This window comes from Paraburkholderia kirstenboschensis (assembly GCF_904848585.1).
Lineage (GTDB): Bacteria > Pseudomonadota > Gammaproteobacteria > Burkholderiales > Burkholderiaceae > Paraburkholderia > Paraburkholderia kirstenboschensis.
The window spans coordinates 727,690-746,148 of sequence record NZ_CAJHCR010000002.1 but is presented as its reverse complement, the minus strand read 5'-3'; the positions used below and the strand labels follow the sequence as shown (position 1 = coordinate 746,148).

Below are 18,459 nucleotides of genomic sequence, written 5' to 3'. Positions count from 1 at the left end.
CCGCTACTCGAAGGCCCACGGCGATGTTCTGGCCGTGCATGAGGCGTCGCGAGGCGCACGCCCTTAATAAAACACCTTGGTCAGGAGACAGACATTGAAATCATCCAGTGCCAGTGCAGCGCCGGCCGCCAGCGACGGATCGGACATTCGCGCGCACGTCGAAGCGTCCACCTTCAAGCTTGCCGAAGTATGGGGCGATACCGTCGATCTCCGTCATCTGGCGTGGTCGGTAGCGCTGGGCGTGGCGGTCAGCGTCGCTGCGTTCGAGGCCGGCAAGGCGGCGCTGTCGTCCGCCGTCAGCGATGCGGCTATCGTGCGCGCCTACGCAATGCTGGTCGGCCTGGGCGGATGCCTCGCGGCGGGCGCGCTCAGTGCGTTTTTCTTCAAGCCAAAGCGCGTAGTGATCGACCAGACGGTCGGCGAGTCGGACCGCCGGCATGTGCTGAAGCAACTGGCCGAAGAAGGAGGCGGCATAGGATCGCTCGCCGATCTTCCGCCGAGCGCAGCAGCCGAATTGAAAGAGTTGGGACTCTACGATCTGTTCGCCGCGTACGAGTTGTCCGAGCAAGCCGCGCAACTAAAGGAAGAACGCTGATGGACTCGCTCCTCCAACAGTTTCCGATGGCGTTAGCAATGGGACTACTCGGCGCTGTCGTCTTCGCGGCGATCGGCCTTGTTTCCGGCACCGACGAAACCACCACGATCGCGCCGCTGACTTTGCTCGTCGCATTGCTCGGCGTTCCGCCGGCCGGCGTGTTCACCTTCTTCATGGCGGGCGCGGTCGCCAAGCACATGACCCACGCCATTCCCACCGCATTGCTGGGCATTCCCGGCGACACGATGGCCGCGCCGCTTCTCCAGCAAGCCGCGATGCTGCGCTCGCTCGGCGTGCCGCATATCGCGTTGCGCAAGATGATCTCCGGCGCGATCGTGGCGGCATTCGTTGCATTGCCTTTCGCCGTGCTGTTCGCCGTCATGCTCGCGCCGTTCGGCGGTTTGATCACGCGCGCCGCGCCGTGGGTGTTTCTGTTCGCGGCGGTTTGCATCGCGTACTTTTCGGCGGGACGATGGGCGTCGGTGCTTCTGCTGATTCCGTTCGTGCTGCTGATAGTCGGATTGCAAACGCTCACGCGCAGTCACGGCGTCAATCTGAGCGTCAGCTATTTTCTCGGCATTGCGATTGGCCCGCTGATTGCCGATCTGTTCTCGATACTCTCACCGGTCGAACGGCGACGCATGCGTCGCGACCACGTGTCGAACTTCGCGCTCGCGCCGGACCTCAAAGGCTGGAGCGGCTACTTTCCGAATCCGCTGAAAGTACTCGACCGGCAACAGACGGCATACACGGTCGCGACGGCGGCGGTGTCGAGCGCGACCTTCGTGTTCAGTCCCGTCGCGATGACGGTGCTGATGGGCGAGATAGTCGGCGCGCGAATCCGTCATGCGTACCACCGTTTGACGACGGTCATCGCCGTGCGTAACGGCGTGACCGAAGCCACTTATATCGCTGAAGCGCTGATCCCGTTGATCGCGTTCGGACTGCCGCTCAGTCCGGTGGCCGCCGGGCCCGCGGCGCCGCTCTTCAATGCGCCGCCGCGCTTCACCGTGAACACGGCGACCGGCCACATCGACAACCTTCACACGCTGATGACAACGTGGCAGTTCCTCGTCTTCGGCCTGTTGTCCATTCTGCTGGCCGCGCTGATCGCTTATCCGCTCGCGATGAACTATGCGCACCGCGCCGCTTCTTTCGTCGCGCGCAAACTGAGTCACGAGGCGATTATCGCGACGTTTTCCGGGCTGGTCGTCGTGATCGGTCTTTGGGAAGGGCAGTTGCTGGGACTTGCCGTTATCCTCACGGTCGGGCTGTTTGGCGGTCTGCTGTCGCGTCTGTTTGCGTTCAACGCGGGCGTCCAGTTCATGGGCTATTACGCCGCCGTGCTGAGCGTGCCCGCGATCATCAAACTCTTCTAGCAGGACACGCGCGCCTGCTGCGGTGAAGTTCCAATCGCCGCGAGGTCACCCGCGCCGGGCGCGCATCAAGCGGTAGGCGATACAGAGTTCGGGAACTGGTGAATTTCGGAGACGACCGCCGCGCCGTCGTCTACCGCGGCGGCGACGCGTTTGGCCGATGCGGCCCGCGCATCGCCGATCGCGAATATAAGCCTGCCGAAGCGCAGCATTTTGCCGATGCCGGCTTAGCTGAAACGCGGATAGAGGTGATCGCGCAGCGCACCGAGCGATGCGGGAAGGCGCGGCGCCGATCTATGTTTGCTGCTTCGATCGTGGTTCATCGGATACCTTTCCTTGCACGCCGACCGGGTGCCGCCGCGCGCCCGGCGCGGGACGGCCGGCCGGCAGGCAATCGTGCCGCCGGCCACAGCGACGGTCAAGATAAACCAAGGTATGCCCGCGCCAACATAGACCGTCCACCGGCAGAAGGTCGGCCGGCCGGTTCATAAGCTCGACTGACGATATCCGGCGGCCTCGGCTCATACCTACATATGATGGTGCTCCACGCCTCGAAAGGTATTCTTGTATTCCGGGCGATGACGCGAAGGGACTTCCTTTCATCCGACATGCTCGAATGAACAAGCTGCCTCCAAACGGCGACCCGATGCCTGCTACGAAGAACGTCGTAACACTCGCGCGATTCGATCACGGGCGTTGATGTGCGTCCACCGCGGCGGCGATAGGAGAATCACAATGACGATGATTGCCTTGTTGCCGTCCGATTCCACTCGCCGATCGCCCGCACCGGTTCGCACGGATGCAGCGGACTGTGCTTTGCCGCCAGCCATTCGAATTCGTCGCTCGTATGGCGCAGGCCGAGCCCGCAACGTATTGGCAATCGCGGCGTGCGCGTTGCTCGTGTCGTTCTTCGAGCAAGGCGGCCGCGCGATGACGCTGTTTGTGATTCGCTGTTTCGCCGCCAACGGTCCGCTGGCGATCGCCGCAGCCGTGGCCGTGTCCTTGTCGCTGCTCGCCGTCGCGCTGTGGATGTATGTAGTCTATCTGCGCGTGAGCATCGCGCATCTCGCGACGGAAATCGAGTTGCAAAGTGCAAGCGACGAGCATGCGCCGCTACCCGAGCGCGGTCCGTCTGTCGTGTCGCGGTTGACGCGCGTAATCAATCTCGCGCGCCGCCGTCATGCGGCCCGCCTCGCGGACCTGCTCGATAGTCAGGCCGCTTACGCACACGACCTGCAGGTGCCGCTCAAGCGCATGGGCGTTCGCTGCGAGACGCTCGACGATCTCGCGTTGCGGCGTTCGCTGACGCGCGACCTCGCCGAAATGAAGCAGCTAGTCGAGGCGAGCATGGCTTGCGCGAGACTGCAGTGCAACGTCGAAGAGCCGCCAACGCGTGTGCATGTCGACGAACTGCTCACCGGCCTGATCGACGACTATCGCGATGCGGGGCATTGCATCGAGCTCGAAGGCGAGGTGGGTTATTCGATCGAGACTTGCCCGCATGCGCTTCGCCGCGTACTCGTCAATCTGATCGACAACGCATTGCGTTACGGCAGCGACGTGCATTTGCGCTTGCGAGTTGAAGCGCAGGCCGTGGTATTTGCCGTGCTGGATAACGGACCGGGTATCGAACCGTCGAAGATGGAAGCGGTATTCGCGCCGTGGTATCGCGCGCCGCGCACTGCCGCACGCGCGCACGGTTCGGGCCTTGGTCTCGCGATCGCGCGCCGCCTCACACTGGCGATGCGCGGCGAGCTTTGTTTAGAAAACCGCCTTACGGGCGGGCTCGAAGCGCGGCTCACGTTGCCGTTGATCGCCGCGTGAACGACGCGACGCCGAGCGCGATGTCGCGTCGACTGTCGAATGCACTGCGCTCGCTGCGTTTAGAGCCGTCGCGTTCCCCGCGAGCCTATGCAACGACCGATGCGTTTCCTTCTTGCCGTTTCCGCATCACCGTTCACTGAATAGCACGTGTGAACTTTCGTAGCGCAATGTATCTGCGGCGCCTCTGGAAAAACTAGCTTGCAAAGCGGCATCAGCTGGAAATACAGCGGATACGTTGAGCTAGTCAAATAAGAATTCTTATTGGAGGCAACATGAGTGAACTATGGCGTTTGTCCGCGGCCGAGCTGGCCGGACTGGTCAAGACCCGCAACGTATCTGCTCGCGAAGCGGCGCAATCCGCGCTCGAACGGCTCGATGCGGTGAATCCGAAAGTCAACGCAGTGGTTGCGTATCGGCCTGAACTGGTACTCGAGCAAGCGGATAACGTCGACCGCGCAATAGCGCGCGGCGAAGATCCGGGGCCGCTCGCCGGCGTGCCGGTTACGACGAAGATCAATACTGACCATGCCGGTTTCGCGACCACCAACGGTACGCGGTTACAGGAAAACCTCGTGGCGCACGCCAATAGTCCCGCTGTCGACAATCTCGCGAAGGCCGGTGCGGTGTTGCTTGGCCGGAGCAATTCGCCGACCTTCGCGCTGCGCTGGTTCACCTCGAATCAGGTGCACGGCCGCACGTTGAATCCGCGCAACCCGACACTGACGCCGGGCGGTTCTACCGGCGGCGGCGCGGCAGCGGTCACGGCGGGCATCGGTCAGCTTGCGCTCGGTACCGACATCGGCGGCTCGCTGCGCTATCCCGCGTACGCATGCGGCGTACACGGGCTCCGGCCGACCTTCGGTCGCGTGCCGGCCTTCAACGCTTCGTCGCCGGAGCGCGCGATCGGTGCGCAGCTAATGTCCGCTACGGGGCCTATCGCGCGCACTGTGCAGGACCTGCGCCTCGGTCTCGCCGCGCTCGCCGCGGCTGACCTGCGCGATCCCTGGTATATGCCGATGCCACTCGAAGGACGCGCGGTGCCGTTGCACGCGGCCATCTGCTTGCGGCCGGGCGGCTTGCAGATCGCCAAGGAAGTGGAGGACGCCTTGCTCGACGCCGCGCGCCGTTTGGTCGACGCTGGTTGGACCGTCGAGGAAATCGACGACGTGCCGGCGATTCGCGAAGCCGCGCAATTGCAGGAGCGGCTGTGGCTCGGCGACGGTTTCGAGGCGCTCGCCGACATGGTGGCGAGCGACGGCGATCCTGGCGCGCACGCGGTGGTCGCGGCCGCGCGTCTCAAAGTGAAGGACCTGCCCGCCGATGTGATCAGCCGTTCGCTCGTGCGGCGCACTACGTTGTTGCGTCAATGGCGGCTGTTTCTCGATCTGTACGCGGTCGTGCTGATGCCGGTTTCGTCGGAGCTCCCTTTCCCCGACGACCTCGACATGCAGGGCGCAGCGGGCTTCGACCGCGTGTGGGAGGCGCAACTGACGATGCGCGCTTTGCCCGCGATGGGTTTGCCGGGGCTGGCGGTGACGACGCAACTCGTCGACGGCGTGCCGGTCGGCGTACAGATCGTCGCGGCGCACTTTCGTGAAGACCTGTGCCTGCTCGCCGGCGAAGCGATCGAAGCGCGCGGTGCACCGGCGTCTCCTGTCGATCCGGACTTCTGAGTGTGGAAAGGCCCGCACTGTGAGGCACACGTCGTCGCGAACAACCTGTTGTGCGTGTTTGCGGCGAGTGCAAAGCATGCGCGTAACGCAACTTCACAGTGCGGACGATTCGACGCTATGCCGATGGCAGCGTCACCGTGACGATAGTCGATCCGCACAGGCGTTCGGCCAGATCGAGATGAACCGGCCGCTCGCCCAACCAGCGCAAGAACCCTTTCTGGGTGCGGTGGCCGACCACCACGATATCCGAATTGAAGTTGGCCGCGTGTCGCGAGACGGCGTCCACCGTGCGTCCGAAAGTAAGGTAGCCGTGAGCGGTGACGCCGTTGTCCACGAGTTTGCCAATGGCGGTTTGCAACGTATGGCGCGCGAGTTCTTCGAGGCGGCTGTAGGCGAGATCGCTCAGCATGCCCGCGGAATTTGCGTTCGCGCCGACCGGGTCGACGACCGACACCACATCGACCTCGGCCGACAATGCCAGCGAGAGTTGCGAACAACGCGACAACGCGGCTTGGGACTCGTCTGTGCCGTCGTACACGAGCAGCATTCTGAAGAGAGATGACATGTGTCTATCGCAAGTTAGGGCCTGAGGGGAGGCGCTGACACAAAAACACGCCACCCCGCGCGTTTATTCCCGCTTGACGCGGGCGCGGCACTATCTCGTCGTTTTGCAATCGTCGTCGAACAGCGCGCCGATGGTCCGGCGCGCGAGGCAGCCGGCTTATCACGGTGCCTATTGGTATCTGCGGCGCGTCGGCCGCCTCCTGATAAGCGACGCCTATCCGTTTCCTGTGACGCGCATTAGCAACTCGAATAACGAAGCCGTACAGCGATTCTTGCCGGTATTTAGCCTTCGGAAAGAACCGTCGTTGATGCAGTGGAACTGCCTCAAGGTACCTGGCGTATGTCGGTGAAGTGGACCTCTGCAATGTTGTGTAGCAGTCGCGAAGATGGATACATTGCAAAAAGCTTAGAGGGCGCAATTGAAACGTATGTGTGGGACTACTGCCCCATACAAACGACATACTGGGAAGAATGAATGGCGCTGCAACAAAGGAGCGTCGCTGCACGACGCGAAGGCAGTGCTTCCGCGTGTACAGGCGCGCATTAGCTCTGGCGTACTTATGAAGCGCTTCTTGAAAGACTTTCTCTCAACTCGCGAATGCGCGATCGGCTTTCGACAACTGGCCGATGAGTGCTTCGACATTGCTTTCGGAAATGCGTTTGCCGATCGCACCGAGATCGGTATCGCCGGGCGTGGCGATCAGCGCGTAGCTCAGCTTGGCGCGCCGCCACGTGACGACGTCCATGCTGTCCACCTGTTGTTGCGCGAGCGCCGAATCGGCCTTTTCGTCCTTCATCACGCACAGCGCAACTGGCGAGCCTTTTTCGGGCAGATAGACGATCTGCACCAGTGGCTTGTTGTTATAACGCAGACGCTGTATGCGTTTGAACGTCAGCCCGGCCGAACGGAGGTCGGGCACGCGGATCGGCAGTCCGTCGTCGTGGCGGATGTTATCGACAATGTGCGCAGCAGCGGCCATATTGGACGAATCCCACGCGACGGTATCACGCGTGTAAAGGCGCTGATAACTGACTGCCGCCACGACCCACGACGACGCGCCGGCCTGTGTCCGGGCTTGTGTCCCGTTCTGCCCGGCCACTTGCTCAGCCACTTGATGGGCTGGTTGCGCGAAGCCGCCTTGAGCCGCGCCGGGCGCGAAGCGCAGTACCGTCCCGCAGCAGAACGCGCCGGCGATGAACGCCACCGCGAGCCACGGTGCGGCGGTGCGTAAGCGCGAGCGTACCGGCAGGGACGGGCCTGCGAGAGCATCGGGCTGCGAGTCGGGGGCGGCCGCGCGATGGTTGCCGCCCACTGGCGCGGCCTCAGCGCGAGTCGCATACGCGTGCGCGAGTTCGGCGATCTTGCGTGTGAGACTTTCCGGAACCGGCGGCAATGCCTGTTGCTGGAACGCGCGCCGATAGGGCAGCACCGACGCTTCGAGTAACGCAACGCGTTCGGCGACATCGGCCGAGGTGCAAATCGCCTTCTCGACTTCCTCGCGCTCGTGCGGCGTTAGTTCGCCATCCACATATGCCATGAGCAGGATGTCGTCCATTTTCATGCCCTTTGGTCTTTACTAATCGCCGCGCTGCTTACGCGTTCTTCTTTTAGGCCACTGAAGAGGGCACCGATGGCCTGGCGAGCCCGCGAAAGCCGGCTCATTATCGTGCCGATCGGCACGCCGAGCGCCTCGGCCGCTTCCTTGTAGGAAAGGCCCTCCACGCCTACCAGCAGCATAACCACGCGCTGTGATTCGGGCAACCGCTGCACCGCCTTGACGATCTGGCCATCCATGACGTTCTCTTCCGGCGTGCGCGCGGCCGGGTCGGCGACCGTTTCCAGGAAGTCGTCGTCCCAATCCATGCCCGAGCGGCCGCGCACGTTGCGCGCGCGCAGTTCGTTGATCCACGTGGATTGCACGATCGAGAACATCCAGCTGAGCGGTGCGGTGCCCGGTTGCAATTGATGCGCGCGTTCGAGCGCGCGCACGCAAGCGCGCTGCACGAGATCTTCCGCATCGTGCTGATCTCCCGAGATACGCAGCGCGAATGCCCACAGACGCGGCAGCAGCGGCGGAAGCATGGCGGACAGGTCGGCGGCGGTCATTGGCACGAGTCCTCGTCCGATGCGGCACTGCCGGCGTGCACCGGCTCGGCGAATAAGTGCTCTCTGATATGGCAGGAGCGCCGCTGTCGGGTTGATTCGTGCGGCAGGGTCCGCGTCCGACTCGAACGTCGACGCTTGAGGACCGGTTGCGGTATCTGACGAGTGTCCATGGGTTCAGGCGAAATTGGGCAGGCAATCCATCAACACGTAAACAAGCCGATCGAACTGTTATTCCGTCAGGGCCGCAACATGACGCAAATTGCCGTATCGCACCTGCCCGGCACATCCGCGCTTTTATGACCGGGCGATGAATGGATAGGTAAACAAGCCGAATTGCATCAGATTGAGTCCGAAGTGCGTAAGCATCGCGGCTTGCAGTCCGCCGGCACGATACGCGAGGCCGTAGCCGAGACCCGATAGTCCCGCCAGCACAACCAGCGCGGCGCCACCCTGATAGTGCGCGAAACCGAAGAGAACAGCCGCGACGATAAGCCCGAACCACCAGGCTTGTGGCCGCGCTTTCATCAGGCGCGCTATTCCTGCTTGAATATAGCCGCGGAAAAATGCTTCTTCGGCGAACGCAACCAGCAGGAAATTGTTGAGCATCCAGAGCCACGTGAGACGCGGCCACTTCGGCGCCCAGGCAATCGAGCCGGCTTCGAACGCAATAAAAAGGCAGACCGCCGACGTGAGCGCACAAGCGCCGAGCGCGGAAACCGCCACGACGGGGAATGGTTTCTTCGGCTGAACCCACGGATAAGTGAGCAGCAGCCAGAAGCCGATTAACGGCTTATCGAAGTTCAGGTACATCGTATAAGGCGCGGCGTCGGGAGTGAAACGCGCGGCGTCGATGACCTTCAGATTGTGAAAGCCCGGTAGCCAATGCTGAAAGAGGCCGAGCGCCACGATCACGAAAACGACATTGCAGAGCAGTTTGCCGAGCGGCGAAGGGTTCCATTGCAACAGAATGCCGGTGCAGAGCAGAAGGGCGATTGGAACTATCGCGAGTACATGCAATTGTCCGAGCGCGAAGGCGAGCCCGTAGCCGATAGCGAGAAGGACTAATGTCAGTCGGCGGGGCGCTCGAAAAATCGCCGTGGAAGCGGCGATAAAAATGGCAATCCATGGCAATGCGGCCATTAGAACTTCCGGAAATTTTTGAAGGCTGTTGCTCGATTAGCACCGCGAGTTAGCAGTGCAACTAGCAGCGCGGATTTGTACCGTATCAGTTCGCGGCTTCAGGCCGGCCGATAGGTCTTGAAGACCGTCGTGCGATGGTAGCCGACTCTCAGATAAACGGGCAGGCCCGCGTCGGTAGCGTGCAGGATGGTCCGCCTGATTCCGGTTGCATGGTATGCCGCACTGAGCGCACAGCGGACGGTGGCCTCGCCGAACCCATTGCGTTGCGCGTCGGGCCGCGTCGCCACGAGCGCGAGATAGACCGCGCCGTCGTTGACGATCGCCGCCGCGGTCGAGACCGGCTTACCGTTCAGATAACCGATGTAAGCGAAGGCCACTTTCTTCCAGAACGCCGATCCTGCAAGGCCCACGCGTCCCGCTTCGAGCGGAAAACCGTATCCTTCGCTATTGATGTCGGCATAGGCCTGCAATGCCGCTTCGCTGTCGACGCGCGCAAAGTCCAGCACCGGATGTGGCAAGCCCGCATGGAGCGGCAGGATATCGCCGGCCATACCTGTGATATCGAGCGCGAAAGTCAGATTCTCGCTCGCGGCGATTGCGCCGAGTTCTTCGCGCGCCGCACCGCTCAGCAGATCTTCGCAAACATATACAAGGCCGCTGTGCTGTTTCGCCAGCATATAAGTACGCGACATTCTCAGGCGAACCCGCAGCAGATCGCGATTCGAAATGTTCTCGTTGATGAATAGCGCGTTCCAGAACGGAAACGGGCTGTCGGCCCAGCATACCGAGAGTCCCGCTTTATCGCGCAGATCGGCGCCCTTGCGTTCGCCGGCGAGTACTTTCCACATCGACACGTACTGGTCGTTGGATTCGAGAATTTCTGATCTTTTCATGACTATCGGGCTGGTGGATGAAGACGCGATGCACGGCAAAGCAATGGCGTTGAGATGCCCAATGACACGTATCGCGCGTTGTATCAGTCCAGAACACCTGAGCGCAGGGCTTTATTCCAGTGGCGAGGTGTTTTTGGCAAGATGGGTTGTTACGAGGCGAAATAGTTTTCCGCGTAATCTCGCAGAAAGCCGCATTGCAAGCATAAAATGAACTGACGGCGGCCGCGCGATGCCGCTCGCCGTGACTTACGGCTCTCTTTAACGCAGCGTGCGGAACGCGGCGCGAACTTCGGTTACGAACAGTTGCGGCTGTTCCCACGCGGCGAAGTGACCGCCTTTGTCGACTTCGTTGAAATAGATCAGATTGTGATAGGCGCGCTCGGTCCAGCTACGCGGCGCCTGATAGATCTCTCCGGGAAAGACCGTCACCGCGGCGGGCAATGAGATATCCACGGCATTGAAGTTGTTGGAATGATCTTCCCAGTAGATCTGCGCGGCGGAGGTGGCACTGTCCGTCAACCAGTAGAGCGAGATGTCGTCGAGAATCTCGTCGCGCGTGAGCGAGCGTTCCGGCACGCCGCCGCTATACGTCCATTGCGAAATCTTGTCATACATCCACGCGGCCTGGCCCACCGGCGAATCCGCGAGTGCATAGCCGACGGTCTGCGGCCGGGTTACCATCATCGATGCATACCCGCAATTGTCGCGATAGAAAACGTTCAGCGAGTTATAGGCCGCTTTCTCCTTCGGCGACAGATCGGCTGGCGCCGGTTCTCCGAGCAAGAGCAAAGTAGCGATATCCGGCGGGACCGTTGCGGGCATGTTGACGTGAATGCCGATTAAGCCTTTCACCTTTTGCATCGCCATGCGGTGTGAGATGACTGATCCGCAATCGCCGCCTTGCGAAACGAAGCGCGTATAGCCGAGACGCGCCATCAACTCGCCCCAAGCGCGAGCGATGTGGTCCGATCCCCAGCCGGTCGCCTTCGGTTGTTCCGAGAAGCCAAAGCCTGGCAGCGACGGCACGACGATATGAAACGCGTCGTCGGCGCTGCCGCCGTATGCGGTCGGGTCGGTGAGCGGCCCGACGACCTTGATGAGTTCGAAGATCGAGCCCGGCCAGCCGTGCGTCATGATGAGTGGCAATGCATTCTTGTGGCGCGAACGCACATGGATGAACTGGATGTCGAGGCCGTCTATTTCGGTCATGAACATCGGCAGCGCGTTCAGTTTCGCCTCGCCTTTACGCCAGTCGTAATCAGTGCCCCAATACTTCGCCAGCGCCTGCATTCTGACGAGCCGCACGCCTTGCGATTCATCCGCGACGGTCTCTTTGCCTGGCCAGCGCGTGGCAGCGATGCGTCGGCGCAGATCGGCGATATCTTCTTCGGGCACGTTGACCTTGAACGGACGGACCTTGCTGTCGCCGGCGGCGGCAAACACGGAGCCGGGAATCAGCCCCATGGCGCCGACTGCGACCGAGGCGGCGAGAACGTGACGTCGAGCGGGAGAAAACGGTATTGGAGACATGTTTGATTTCCTGGCGCTATAAGAAGCCGGCGGGCCGATCGCGGCGAACCGGAATGTGCACGAAGAGAGCGCTCCACGGCCGAACTTGTCGGTGAGCAAGCGGTATGGAGCGCGAGTCAGACGGCAAGCAGATTCAGACGACGGCGATAACGACGTTGCCGGGTATCCTGTCGAATAGCGACACGTCGTACCGATGAACGATGCGCACTCAGTGATGCCCATACGGCGCGATGGATACGCCGGACGCGGCCCGCGAGCCTGCTTGCGAAGTCGTGTCGCGCGTGCCGCCGTAAGACTGCGCGGCGGCGTCCGCGCTGGCCATCAACTCGGTCTGTTCGGCACGCACGGTCTGCTCGCTCTGGCCACGTTGCGACGACGGCGCGCCGACGAGCGGGTCGTAATGAGGCGCGGGACCATAGCCGCTACTGGCGAAAACCGGCGCGGCGACTGCGGCGCTCGCGGAGAGAACCGCGGCAATGACAAGACGCTTGATCATGATGAAATCTCCACTGATTGAATTGGCAGCAAATGTTCTGTATGTCTGAAATAGGGCGACTGGCTTAGCTGCCCTGATAGAGCTTGCTGAGTGCCGCGAGCTGGCCGTCTTTCTCGGCGCGCACCAGTTCCTGACGAACCTCGGCACGCGTCTTCGCTTTTAAGGCTGTTTGGGCCGGTGCCCAAAGAGCCGCTTGCTGAGCGTCGGAGGTGCCGGCGTTGGTACGGGACGAAGTCGCCGCTGGGGTGGCGGTCGAGCTGGCTGCAAAAGCGGAAACAGTCGTTACGGAAGCGGCGAAAGCGGCAAAAGCCAAACCGATGATCGAAACTTTCATGTCGTTCTCCTGAAACAGATCAAGTGGAAAGCATCCGTACGGGCACCTGAAAGGCGACTGCGAACAGTGAGGTCCGCCTCGTCGCGTTGATCAGATTCCGTCGTTGAGATGCATTAAAGCCAGACGAGGTATCTGGCTTGTGTCATGGGAGCGGGCTATTGCAATGCTGTGTATCAGTTCGAATCTCATACACATTGAGAAACAAAACTGTCAGTTCACTTGCAATAGCGCTGCAATTGATTCGCTGATTGTCAGCGCGGAAAGACGTGCAACGAAGGGAGGGAATGACGTTGCAGGAAAGTAGCGGTTGGCTATACCACGCTCTATCATCTGCAACGCCCGCGGCGCGAATAAGTAGCGCGACAAACACAATTCAAAGCCGCCGACACACCGCGTCGAGTGCAATCGCTCAGGTATGTATCCGCAGCGATTGGACGCCGCGCAGATTGTTGCGGCGGTGCCAGTTCAACTGGTCGAGATTCTCGGGCTGCATCTGAGGAAAGCGCGCGAGAAGATCTCGCAGCGCCACTTCCATTTCGAGCAACGCGAGCCTTGCGCCGAGGCAATAATGAATGCCGCCGCCGAATGCGAGCGAAGGAACATTCGCGCCACGGTCGAAGTCGAGTTGGTCGGGATGCGAGAACACCGCGGGATCGCGATTCGCTGCGCCGGTCAGCATGAAGACGATCGTGCCGGGCGTGAGCGTCACGTCGTGAATCACCATTTCCTCCAGCGCGGTGCGTACCACCATTTGCACAGAACTGTCGAAGCGCATGCACTCAGCAACCGCCCTTGCGATCGACGCCGGCTCGCGCCTGAGCGCTTCGAGTCGCGCCGGCTGGCGAAACAGCGCGACCATTGCATTGCCGATCATGTTCGACGTGGTTTCATGGCCCGCAATGAACAACAGTATGACGTTCGAGACGATTTCGTCGTCGCTTAAGGTCGCGCCCTCGTCCTCGACATGGACCAGCGAAGAGACGATGTCGTCGCCCGGCTGCACACGGCGCTGCGCGATGACGGTGCGGAAATAGCGTTCGAGCGTGAGCGCGGCTTCATTTGCATCGGCGAGCGCGGCCTCGTCGAGCGGCGCGAGATCGAATGCAGCGACCAGACGGCTCGCGGCCGCGCCCAGTTCAGTGCCATGAGAAGAGGGAATATCGAGCAGGCGGCAGATGATCTCTACCGGCAGTGGCAACGCGTACTCGCTCACCAGATCGAATTGCGCCGCGGAGCCGATGCGATCCAGAAGTTCACGACTCGTCGCTTCAACTATCTCTCTCTGCTTTTCGATTTGCCGCGCGTTGAACGCTTTCATCAGCAGCGTTCGCAGCTTCGTGTGCGCCGGCGGGTTCATCATCAGAAACGTGCGGCTGAGCGCCTGAAATACCGGTTGGTCAGTGGCTGCGTCGCCGTAACGTGCGCGCACGCTTTGCAGATAGGTCTTGCCCATGCGCCGGTCGCGCAGCAGCGTGTCGATGATTTCGAAGCGGCCCGTGACGAGCGCATTGGGCCCAACGGGCAGCAGCGCACCTGCTTCCCGCAGCTTTTCGTACATCGGATAGGGGTTGGTAAAGAAGGCGGGAGACGAGAAGGTCGCGAAATTCATCGTGCGGAGTGTTCCAGTAAGTCGGTGGACGGACGGCTACGCCGGTTGCAACCGATAACACCTGCCAGGCCCGTCTTATTCCACCGGCGAGCGCGGATTCTTTCCACGCGGAGGAGTTGATTGTGAACCGTCTTCGTTTTGTATCGCAATGTGTCTGCATGCCGGGGCGGTACATAACGTTGCACCGGCGCGGATCGCCGACATACGCCAGATACCTGGAGGGCGTCTAATTCTTTCATGCCAGCCGTGCTGGTGCATGCAGAACCCGAAACGCAAACGGGCGTTTGCGTCGAAAGACATTCTCTTGAGGTGGATATCATGAAAGTCATTCAATCGCTGATTGCCGTCGCTTCCGTCGCCGCTGCCGTTGCATTGCCGTCTGTATCGTTCGCGCAGTCGAACCAGCCGCTGACCCGCGCAGAAGTTCGTGCGCAACTGGTGGAATTGCAGAACGCCGGCTACAACCCCGCGAGCGATCAAACGCAGTATCCGAAGAACATTCAAGCCGCACAGGCGCGTGTCGACGCGCAGAAGAATTTGCTCGCGTCATCGTATGGATCGTCCACTGACGGTAGCTCTGCTTCCGGCTCGCCGCATTCGTCCGAGTCGGATATTGTCGGCCTCGGCCCGATCTACGCCAAGCCGTAACGTAACGCATCGCTCATTTATCCAGCTGCCTGTACTCATTTCGACCATGGGCCTGTTCGTATACCGTTGATGGCGTGCGGATTCGTTAGAAGTTTTTGTCCGCGAGTGCATGCAGGTCCTACCAAGCTTTCGTACAAAAAGAGGAAATAGCCATGTCTGAACAGGTCAATACCCGGCGGCGCCGTTTGCTCGGCACGACGGTCGCGGGCATCAGTCTGATGGAACTGGGTTTGAGCGGACTCGCTCACGCGCAGTCCAACGGCACGAAATCCGGAACGGGCGCCACGTCGTTCGAGAACCTACGGCAGATCAACGCCGGTAGGCTGAACATCGGTTACGCGGAAGCGGGCCCGCAAAACGGCCCCGTGGTCATTCTGCTGCACGGTTGGCCGTACGACATCTACAGCTACGTGGAAGTCGCGCCGCTGCTGGCCGCCGCCGGCTACCGCGTGATCGTGCCGTACCTGCGCGGCTACGGCTCCACCCGGATTCTCTCGGCGGATACGCCGCGCAACGGCCAGCAAGCGGTTATCGCGGTCGACGTCATCAATCTGATGGACGCGCTGAAGATCGACAAGGCCATTTTCGGCGGTTTCGACTGGGGCGCGCGCACGGTGAACATCATCGCGGCGCTGTGGCCGGAGCGCTGCAAGGCGATGGTGTCGGTGAGCGGTTATCTGATTGGCAGCCAGGAAGCCAATAAGGCGCCGTTGCCGCCGAAAGCGGAACTTGCCTGGTGGTATCAGTTTTACTTCGCGACCGAGCGCGGCGTAGCCGGCTACGACGCGAACCGTCACGACTTCAACAAGCTGATCTGGCATACGGCCTCGCCGAAATGGAATTTCGACGACGCGACGTACGAACGTTCGGCGGCATCGTTTGTCAATCCCGACCACGTCGCGATCGTGATTCACAACTACCGCTGGCGTCTCGGCCTTGTGTCCGGAGAAGCGAAATACGACGACCTGGAGAAGCGCCTCGCGATGGGCCCGACCATCTCCGTGCCGACCATCACGATGGAAGGCGACGCCAACGGCGCGCCGCATCCGGAGCCGTCTGCCTATGCGAAGAAGTTCACTGGCAAGTACGCGCATCGCAACATCGGCGGCGGCGTGGGGCATAACCTGCCTCAAGAAGCGCCGAAAGCCTTCGCCGACGCCGTCATCGACGTCGCCCGTTTCTGAGCGGACGAACGGGAGACACGCAATGCGAAAGATCCGGCTTGCACACGTTGCGCTGAATGCGGCGCTTCTGCTTGGCGTGGTGGCAAATCATGCGCTGGCGGAGCCCGCGAAGTCGGCGCCGTCGCCGATCTACGGGGTGACGATTCCCGATGGCTACCGCAAGTGGCAGATGATCGCGCCTGCGGAGGAAGCCGCGCCGCTCGACGAACTGCGCGTGGTGCTTGGCAATCCCGCGGCGATCAAGGCGATCGAGAAGTCGACGTTGCCGTATCCCGACGGCACCATCCTGGTCAAGCTTGCGTACAAGCGCAAGCAGTCGCCCGAGTTCGCGACGGCGACCATCCCCGGAGCGCCCACTACCGTTCAGGTGATGGTCAAGGACTCGCGCCGTTATGCGTCGACGGGCGGCTGGGGTTTCGGGCGTTTCGTCAACGGGCAGCCGGTGGATGCGGCGCAGCACGAGACGTGCTTCGCGTGTCACGCGGCGAAGGTAAAGGATCGCGATTATGTGTTCACGCGATTCGCGCCGTAGCCGGGGCGGCGTGCGCACGAAACGCGTGTGAGTCGTTCAGGAGAGCGGGCCGCAGCGATGCAAAAAACATCGCTGCGGCCCGTTCGAACGTTGCGGCGTTCTCCGCTACGGCGCCGCGCCGGGGCAATGAGCTTCAGAGCGACAAACCGCCGTCGATCGTCAGACTCGCGCCGGTCATGTAGGTGGCTTCACCGTTCGCGAGGAACGATACGAACGTGGCGGTTTCGTCGACGTGGCCCGCGCTATGAACGCACGACCAGCCGCTCGACCGCGAATTTCGCAAGGCGCCGCAGCGCAGCCGGCGTCATGCCTCCGCGTGCATTCAACTGAATGCTTTGCATGGTGCTGCTGATGAACAGCGCGACTTCTTCCGCGTTCATTCGTGGATCGATCTCGCGCTCGCGCTGCGCTTGCTCGATACGAGCCAGCAAGTGCTGCTTCAGGCGCTTCGCACCCGCTGAGCGGATCGCAACGACATCGGCATCGCCCGCGCCGAACTCGGCGGCACTGTTCACGCCCATGCAACCGTTTGCGCGCTCGGCGGCGTCGGCGGCAATCACGCCCAGCAACATCGCCTTGATGCCGGCTAACGCCGACGCGCCGCGCGTGAGCCGCTCGACGTGCGCCGAGATGCTGTGCTGCTGATAACGGTCGAGCGCTTCCAGGTAGAGCTTGCGCTTGTCGCCGAATGCGTTGTACAGACTCTGCCGGCCAATTTCCATTGCCGCGAGCAGGTCGTCCGTGGACGTCGCCGAATAACCCTTGGACCAGAACACGCGCATGGCGCGATCCAGCGCTTCGTCCCGATCGAATTCACGTGGTCTCACCATATTTTCAGCCTGGTAGTTGTGGACTGATAAGTCAGTAACAAAGTTTCGCTGTGTGTGCTGCGGCTAGCCGTCGCTTGCGCGGCTGGACTCGCGTTTTTTCAGCCTGTGCCTTTGTGCTTTTTCGCGCGCGAACATCGGCATGCGCTCCTCGATCCATTTCAACAGTTCGAGCGGCCCGGCGGCGAGCGGCCGGTCGGTTTTGACCAGCACTCTTGCCTGTGCGCTTTCGAAGAGAGGATGGGCGACCGGAACGGTGGTGAACTCGTCGCTGGCGAGTTCGCGGTACGCGGCGAATTCTCCGATCAACGTCATGAAATTCTCCGCCGTTACGAAGCGCTTGAGCGCGCTCAACGAGTTGGTGGTCAAAGTGGGACGGATCGACACGTTCGCGGCCACCTGCGCCATCGACACGACATGACCGATGCCGAACGTAGACGGCATGAGCGCGAGCGGATAAGCCTGCAGATCGTCGAGACTCGCCGGGCCGCCACGCTTGACCAGAGGATGGTCCTTTCTCAGCAGCAGCACAACCGGCTGTGCGGAACTCGCCCGATACGCGATGCGCGCGTGCGGCGGTGGATTATAGGCGAGACCGATGTGGGCGCGATTCTCGGCGACCTCGTCGAGAATCGCGTCTACCGCCAGCATCGTCATGCTGACTTCCAGACCGGGATAGCACGTGCAGAACGGCGCCAGCACGTCGTCGACGAAGGTGTCGACGAAACCTTCGCTGACGGCCAGTTGAATCTGCCCGGTGCGCAGACCCCTTAGCGCGTGCAGCTGGTCTTCGAGCTTCTCCTGTTGCGAGCGGTAGCCGCGCCAGAACTCGAGCAGATGCATGGCGGCTTCGGTCGGCTTGACGCCCCGCGCCTGGCGCTCGAACAGCACGGCACCGAGTTCGTCTTCGAGCAGTTTGATCTGCCGCGTGATGACGGACGGTGACGTATTGATGTGGTCGGCGGCGCCGCGAATCGTGCCGTGACTGAGCACTTCGTGGAAATAGCGTAGCCGCTGCTGGTTGATTTCTCGCATTTCATCGCTCCGAACGCCGGATGCCACTCACGCAGCCTTGTGTTGCCCATAAGACAACGATATGTGAACTTAGTTGCTCTTGCTGCTCCGTT

At 61.6% G+C, this 18,459-nt stretch carries 20 protein-coding genes; 8 read left to right on the top strand and 12 right to left on the bottom strand.

Translation table 11 applies throughout. From position 1 onward, the window contains the following. The first annotated feature begins 94 nt into the window (after positions 1 to 94). A complete protein-coding gene (locus JMY24_RS09770) occupies positions 95 to 595 on the top strand; it encodes a hypothetical protein (protein ID WP_128598521.1) in 501 nt (166 codons plus the stop codon). Then, on the top strand, positions 595 to 1,974 hold the full coding sequence (locus JMY24_RS09765) for a tripartite tricarboxylate transporter permease (protein WP_128598522.1): 1,380 nt from the start codon (positions 595 to 597) through the stop codon (positions 1,972 to 1,974). Before JMY24_RS09770 ends, JMY24_RS09765 begins: the two co-directional genes overlap by 1 nt. A 65-nt stretch (positions 1,975 to 2,039) precedes the next feature. Here the strand turns inward: JMY24_RS09765 and JMY24_RS09760 are convergent, their stop codons facing one another. Continuing rightward, positions 2,040 to 2,183 (bottom strand): hypothetical protein, encoded by a 144-nt coding sequence (locus JMY24_RS09760; RefSeq protein ID WP_164853873.1) that lies wholly within the window; start codon positions 2,181 to 2,183, stop codon positions 2,040 to 2,042. A 523-nt stretch (positions 2,184 to 2,706) separates the two neighbouring features. Here JMY24_RS09760 and JMY24_RS09755 point away from each other — a divergent pair. Both JMY24_RS09755 and JMY24_RS09750 read left to right on the top strand, forming a co-directional pair. Further along, positions 2,707 to 3,795, top strand: coding sequence for a sensor histidine kinase (locus JMY24_RS09755; protein WP_128598674.1), 1,089 nt, complete (start codon positions 2,707 to 2,709; stop codon positions 3,793 to 3,795). A 272-nt stretch (positions 3,796 to 4,067) separates the two neighbouring features. After that, a complete protein-coding gene (locus JMY24_RS09750) occupies positions 4,068 to 5,468 on the top strand; it encodes an amidase family protein (RefSeq protein ID WP_128598675.1) in 1,401 nt (466 codons plus the stop codon). A 115-nt stretch (positions 5,469 to 5,583) separates the two neighbouring features. Here JMY24_RS09750 and JMY24_RS09745 read toward each other — a convergent pair whose 3' ends face one another. From JMY24_RS09745 to JMY24_RS09735, 3 genes are all read right to left on the bottom strand, one after another. After that, positions 5,584 to 6,033, bottom strand: coding sequence for a universal stress protein (locus JMY24_RS09745; protein ID WP_236597359.1), 450 nt, complete (start codon positions 6,031 to 6,033; stop codon positions 5,584 to 5,586). A gap of 586 nt (positions 6,034 to 6,619) precedes the next feature. Continuing rightward, the gene (locus JMY24_RS09740; protein WP_201701924.1) at positions 6,620 to 7,594 is read right to left on the bottom strand and encodes an anti-sigma factor; all 975 of its coding nucleotides are present in this window, start codon (positions 7,592 to 7,594) and stop codon (positions 6,620 to 6,622) included. After that, a complete protein-coding gene (locus JMY24_RS09735; RefSeq protein WP_128597783.1) occupies positions 7,591 to 8,139 on the bottom strand; it encodes an RNA polymerase sigma factor in 549 nt (182 codons plus the stop codon). Before JMY24_RS09735 ends, JMY24_RS09740 begins: the two co-directional genes overlap by 4 nt. Before the next feature lie 168 nt (positions 8,140 to 8,307). On the opposite strand from JMY24_RS09735, the gene JMY24_RS39235 reads away from it, so the two are divergent. Beyond that, entirely contained in the window at positions 8,308 to 8,439 is a 132-nt protein-coding gene (locus JMY24_RS39235) for a hypothetical protein (protein ID WP_268960761.1), read from the top strand. On the opposite strand, the gene JMY24_RS09730 is transcribed toward JMY24_RS39235, so the two are convergent. The 6 genes from JMY24_RS09730 to JMY24_RS09705 form a co-directional block, all read right to left on the bottom strand. Further along, positions 8,434 to 9,279 (bottom strand): CPBP family intramembrane glutamic endopeptidase, encoded by an 846-nt coding sequence (locus JMY24_RS09730; RefSeq protein WP_128597782.1) that lies wholly within the window; start codon positions 9,277 to 9,279, stop codon positions 8,434 to 8,436. The genes JMY24_RS39235 and JMY24_RS09730 overlap by 6 nt on opposite strands. 98 nt (positions 9,280 to 9,377) lie before the next feature. Next, a complete protein-coding gene (locus JMY24_RS09725) occupies positions 9,378 to 10,172 on the bottom strand; it encodes a GNAT family N-acetyltransferase (protein WP_128597781.1) in 795 nt (264 codons plus the stop codon). A 258-nt stretch (positions 10,173 to 10,430) separates the two neighbouring features. After that, positions 10,431 to 11,702: an epoxide hydrolase family protein gene (locus JMY24_RS09720; protein ID WP_128597779.1), complete on the bottom strand. Its 1,272-nt coding sequence runs from the start codon at positions 11,700 to 11,702 to the stop codon at positions 10,431 to 10,433. Between the two features lie 208 nt (positions 11,703 to 11,910). Further along, on the bottom strand, positions 11,911 to 12,198 hold the full coding sequence (locus JMY24_RS09715) for a hypothetical protein (RefSeq protein WP_128597778.1): 288 nt from the start codon (positions 12,196 to 12,198) through the stop codon (positions 11,911 to 11,913). A 64-nt stretch (positions 12,199 to 12,262) separates the two neighbouring features. Further along, positions 12,263 to 12,532 carry a DUF4148 domain-containing protein gene (locus JMY24_RS09710; protein WP_128597777.1) on the bottom strand — a complete coding sequence of 90 codons (270 nt, stop codon included), beginning with the start codon at positions 12,530 to 12,532 and terminating at the stop codon, positions 12,263 to 12,265. Between the two features lie 409 nt (positions 12,533 to 12,941). Then, complete coding sequence (locus tag JMY24_RS09705) at positions 12,942 to 14,141, bottom strand: cytochrome P450 (RefSeq protein ID WP_128597776.1); 1,200 nt, start codon at positions 14,139 to 14,141, stop codon at positions 12,942 to 12,944. A gap of 318 nt (positions 14,142 to 14,459) precedes the next feature. Here JMY24_RS09705 and JMY24_RS09700 point away from each other — a divergent pair, with 318 nt between their 5' ends. The 3 genes from JMY24_RS09700 (at position 14,460) to JMY24_RS09690 (ending at position 16,505) form a co-directional block, all read left to right on the top strand. Beyond that, positions 14,460 to 14,789, top strand: coding sequence for a DUF4148 domain-containing protein (locus tag JMY24_RS09700; protein WP_128597775.1), 330 nt, complete (start codon positions 14,460 to 14,462; stop codon positions 14,787 to 14,789). Positions 14,790 to 14,941: 152 nt separating this feature from the next. Beyond that, on the top strand, positions 14,942 to 15,973 hold the full coding sequence (locus tag JMY24_RS09695; protein WP_128597774.1) for an alpha/beta fold hydrolase: 1,032 nt from the start codon (positions 14,942 to 14,944) through the stop codon (positions 15,971 to 15,973). A gap of 22 nt (positions 15,974 to 15,995) precedes the next feature. After that, a complete protein-coding gene (locus JMY24_RS09690; protein WP_128597773.1) occupies positions 15,996 to 16,505 on the top strand; it encodes a cytochrome P460 family protein in 510 nt (169 codons plus the stop codon). A 242-nt stretch (positions 16,506 to 16,747) separates the two neighbouring features. Here the strand turns inward: JMY24_RS09690 and JMY24_RS09685 are convergent, their stop codons facing one another. Continuing rightward, positions 16,748 to 17,335, bottom strand: a complete 588-nt coding sequence (locus JMY24_RS09685; protein ID WP_128597772.1) for a TetR/AcrR family transcriptional regulator — start codon at positions 17,333 to 17,335, stop codon at positions 16,748 to 16,750. 63 nt (positions 17,336 to 17,398) lie between these two features. Continuing rightward, positions 17,399 to 18,367 carry a LysR family transcriptional regulator gene (locus tag JMY24_RS09680; RefSeq protein ID WP_128597771.1) on the bottom strand — a complete coding sequence of 323 codons (969 nt, stop codon included), beginning with the start codon at positions 18,365 to 18,367 and terminating at the stop codon, positions 17,399 to 17,401. Positions 18,368 to 18,459: the final 92 nt, after the last annotated feature.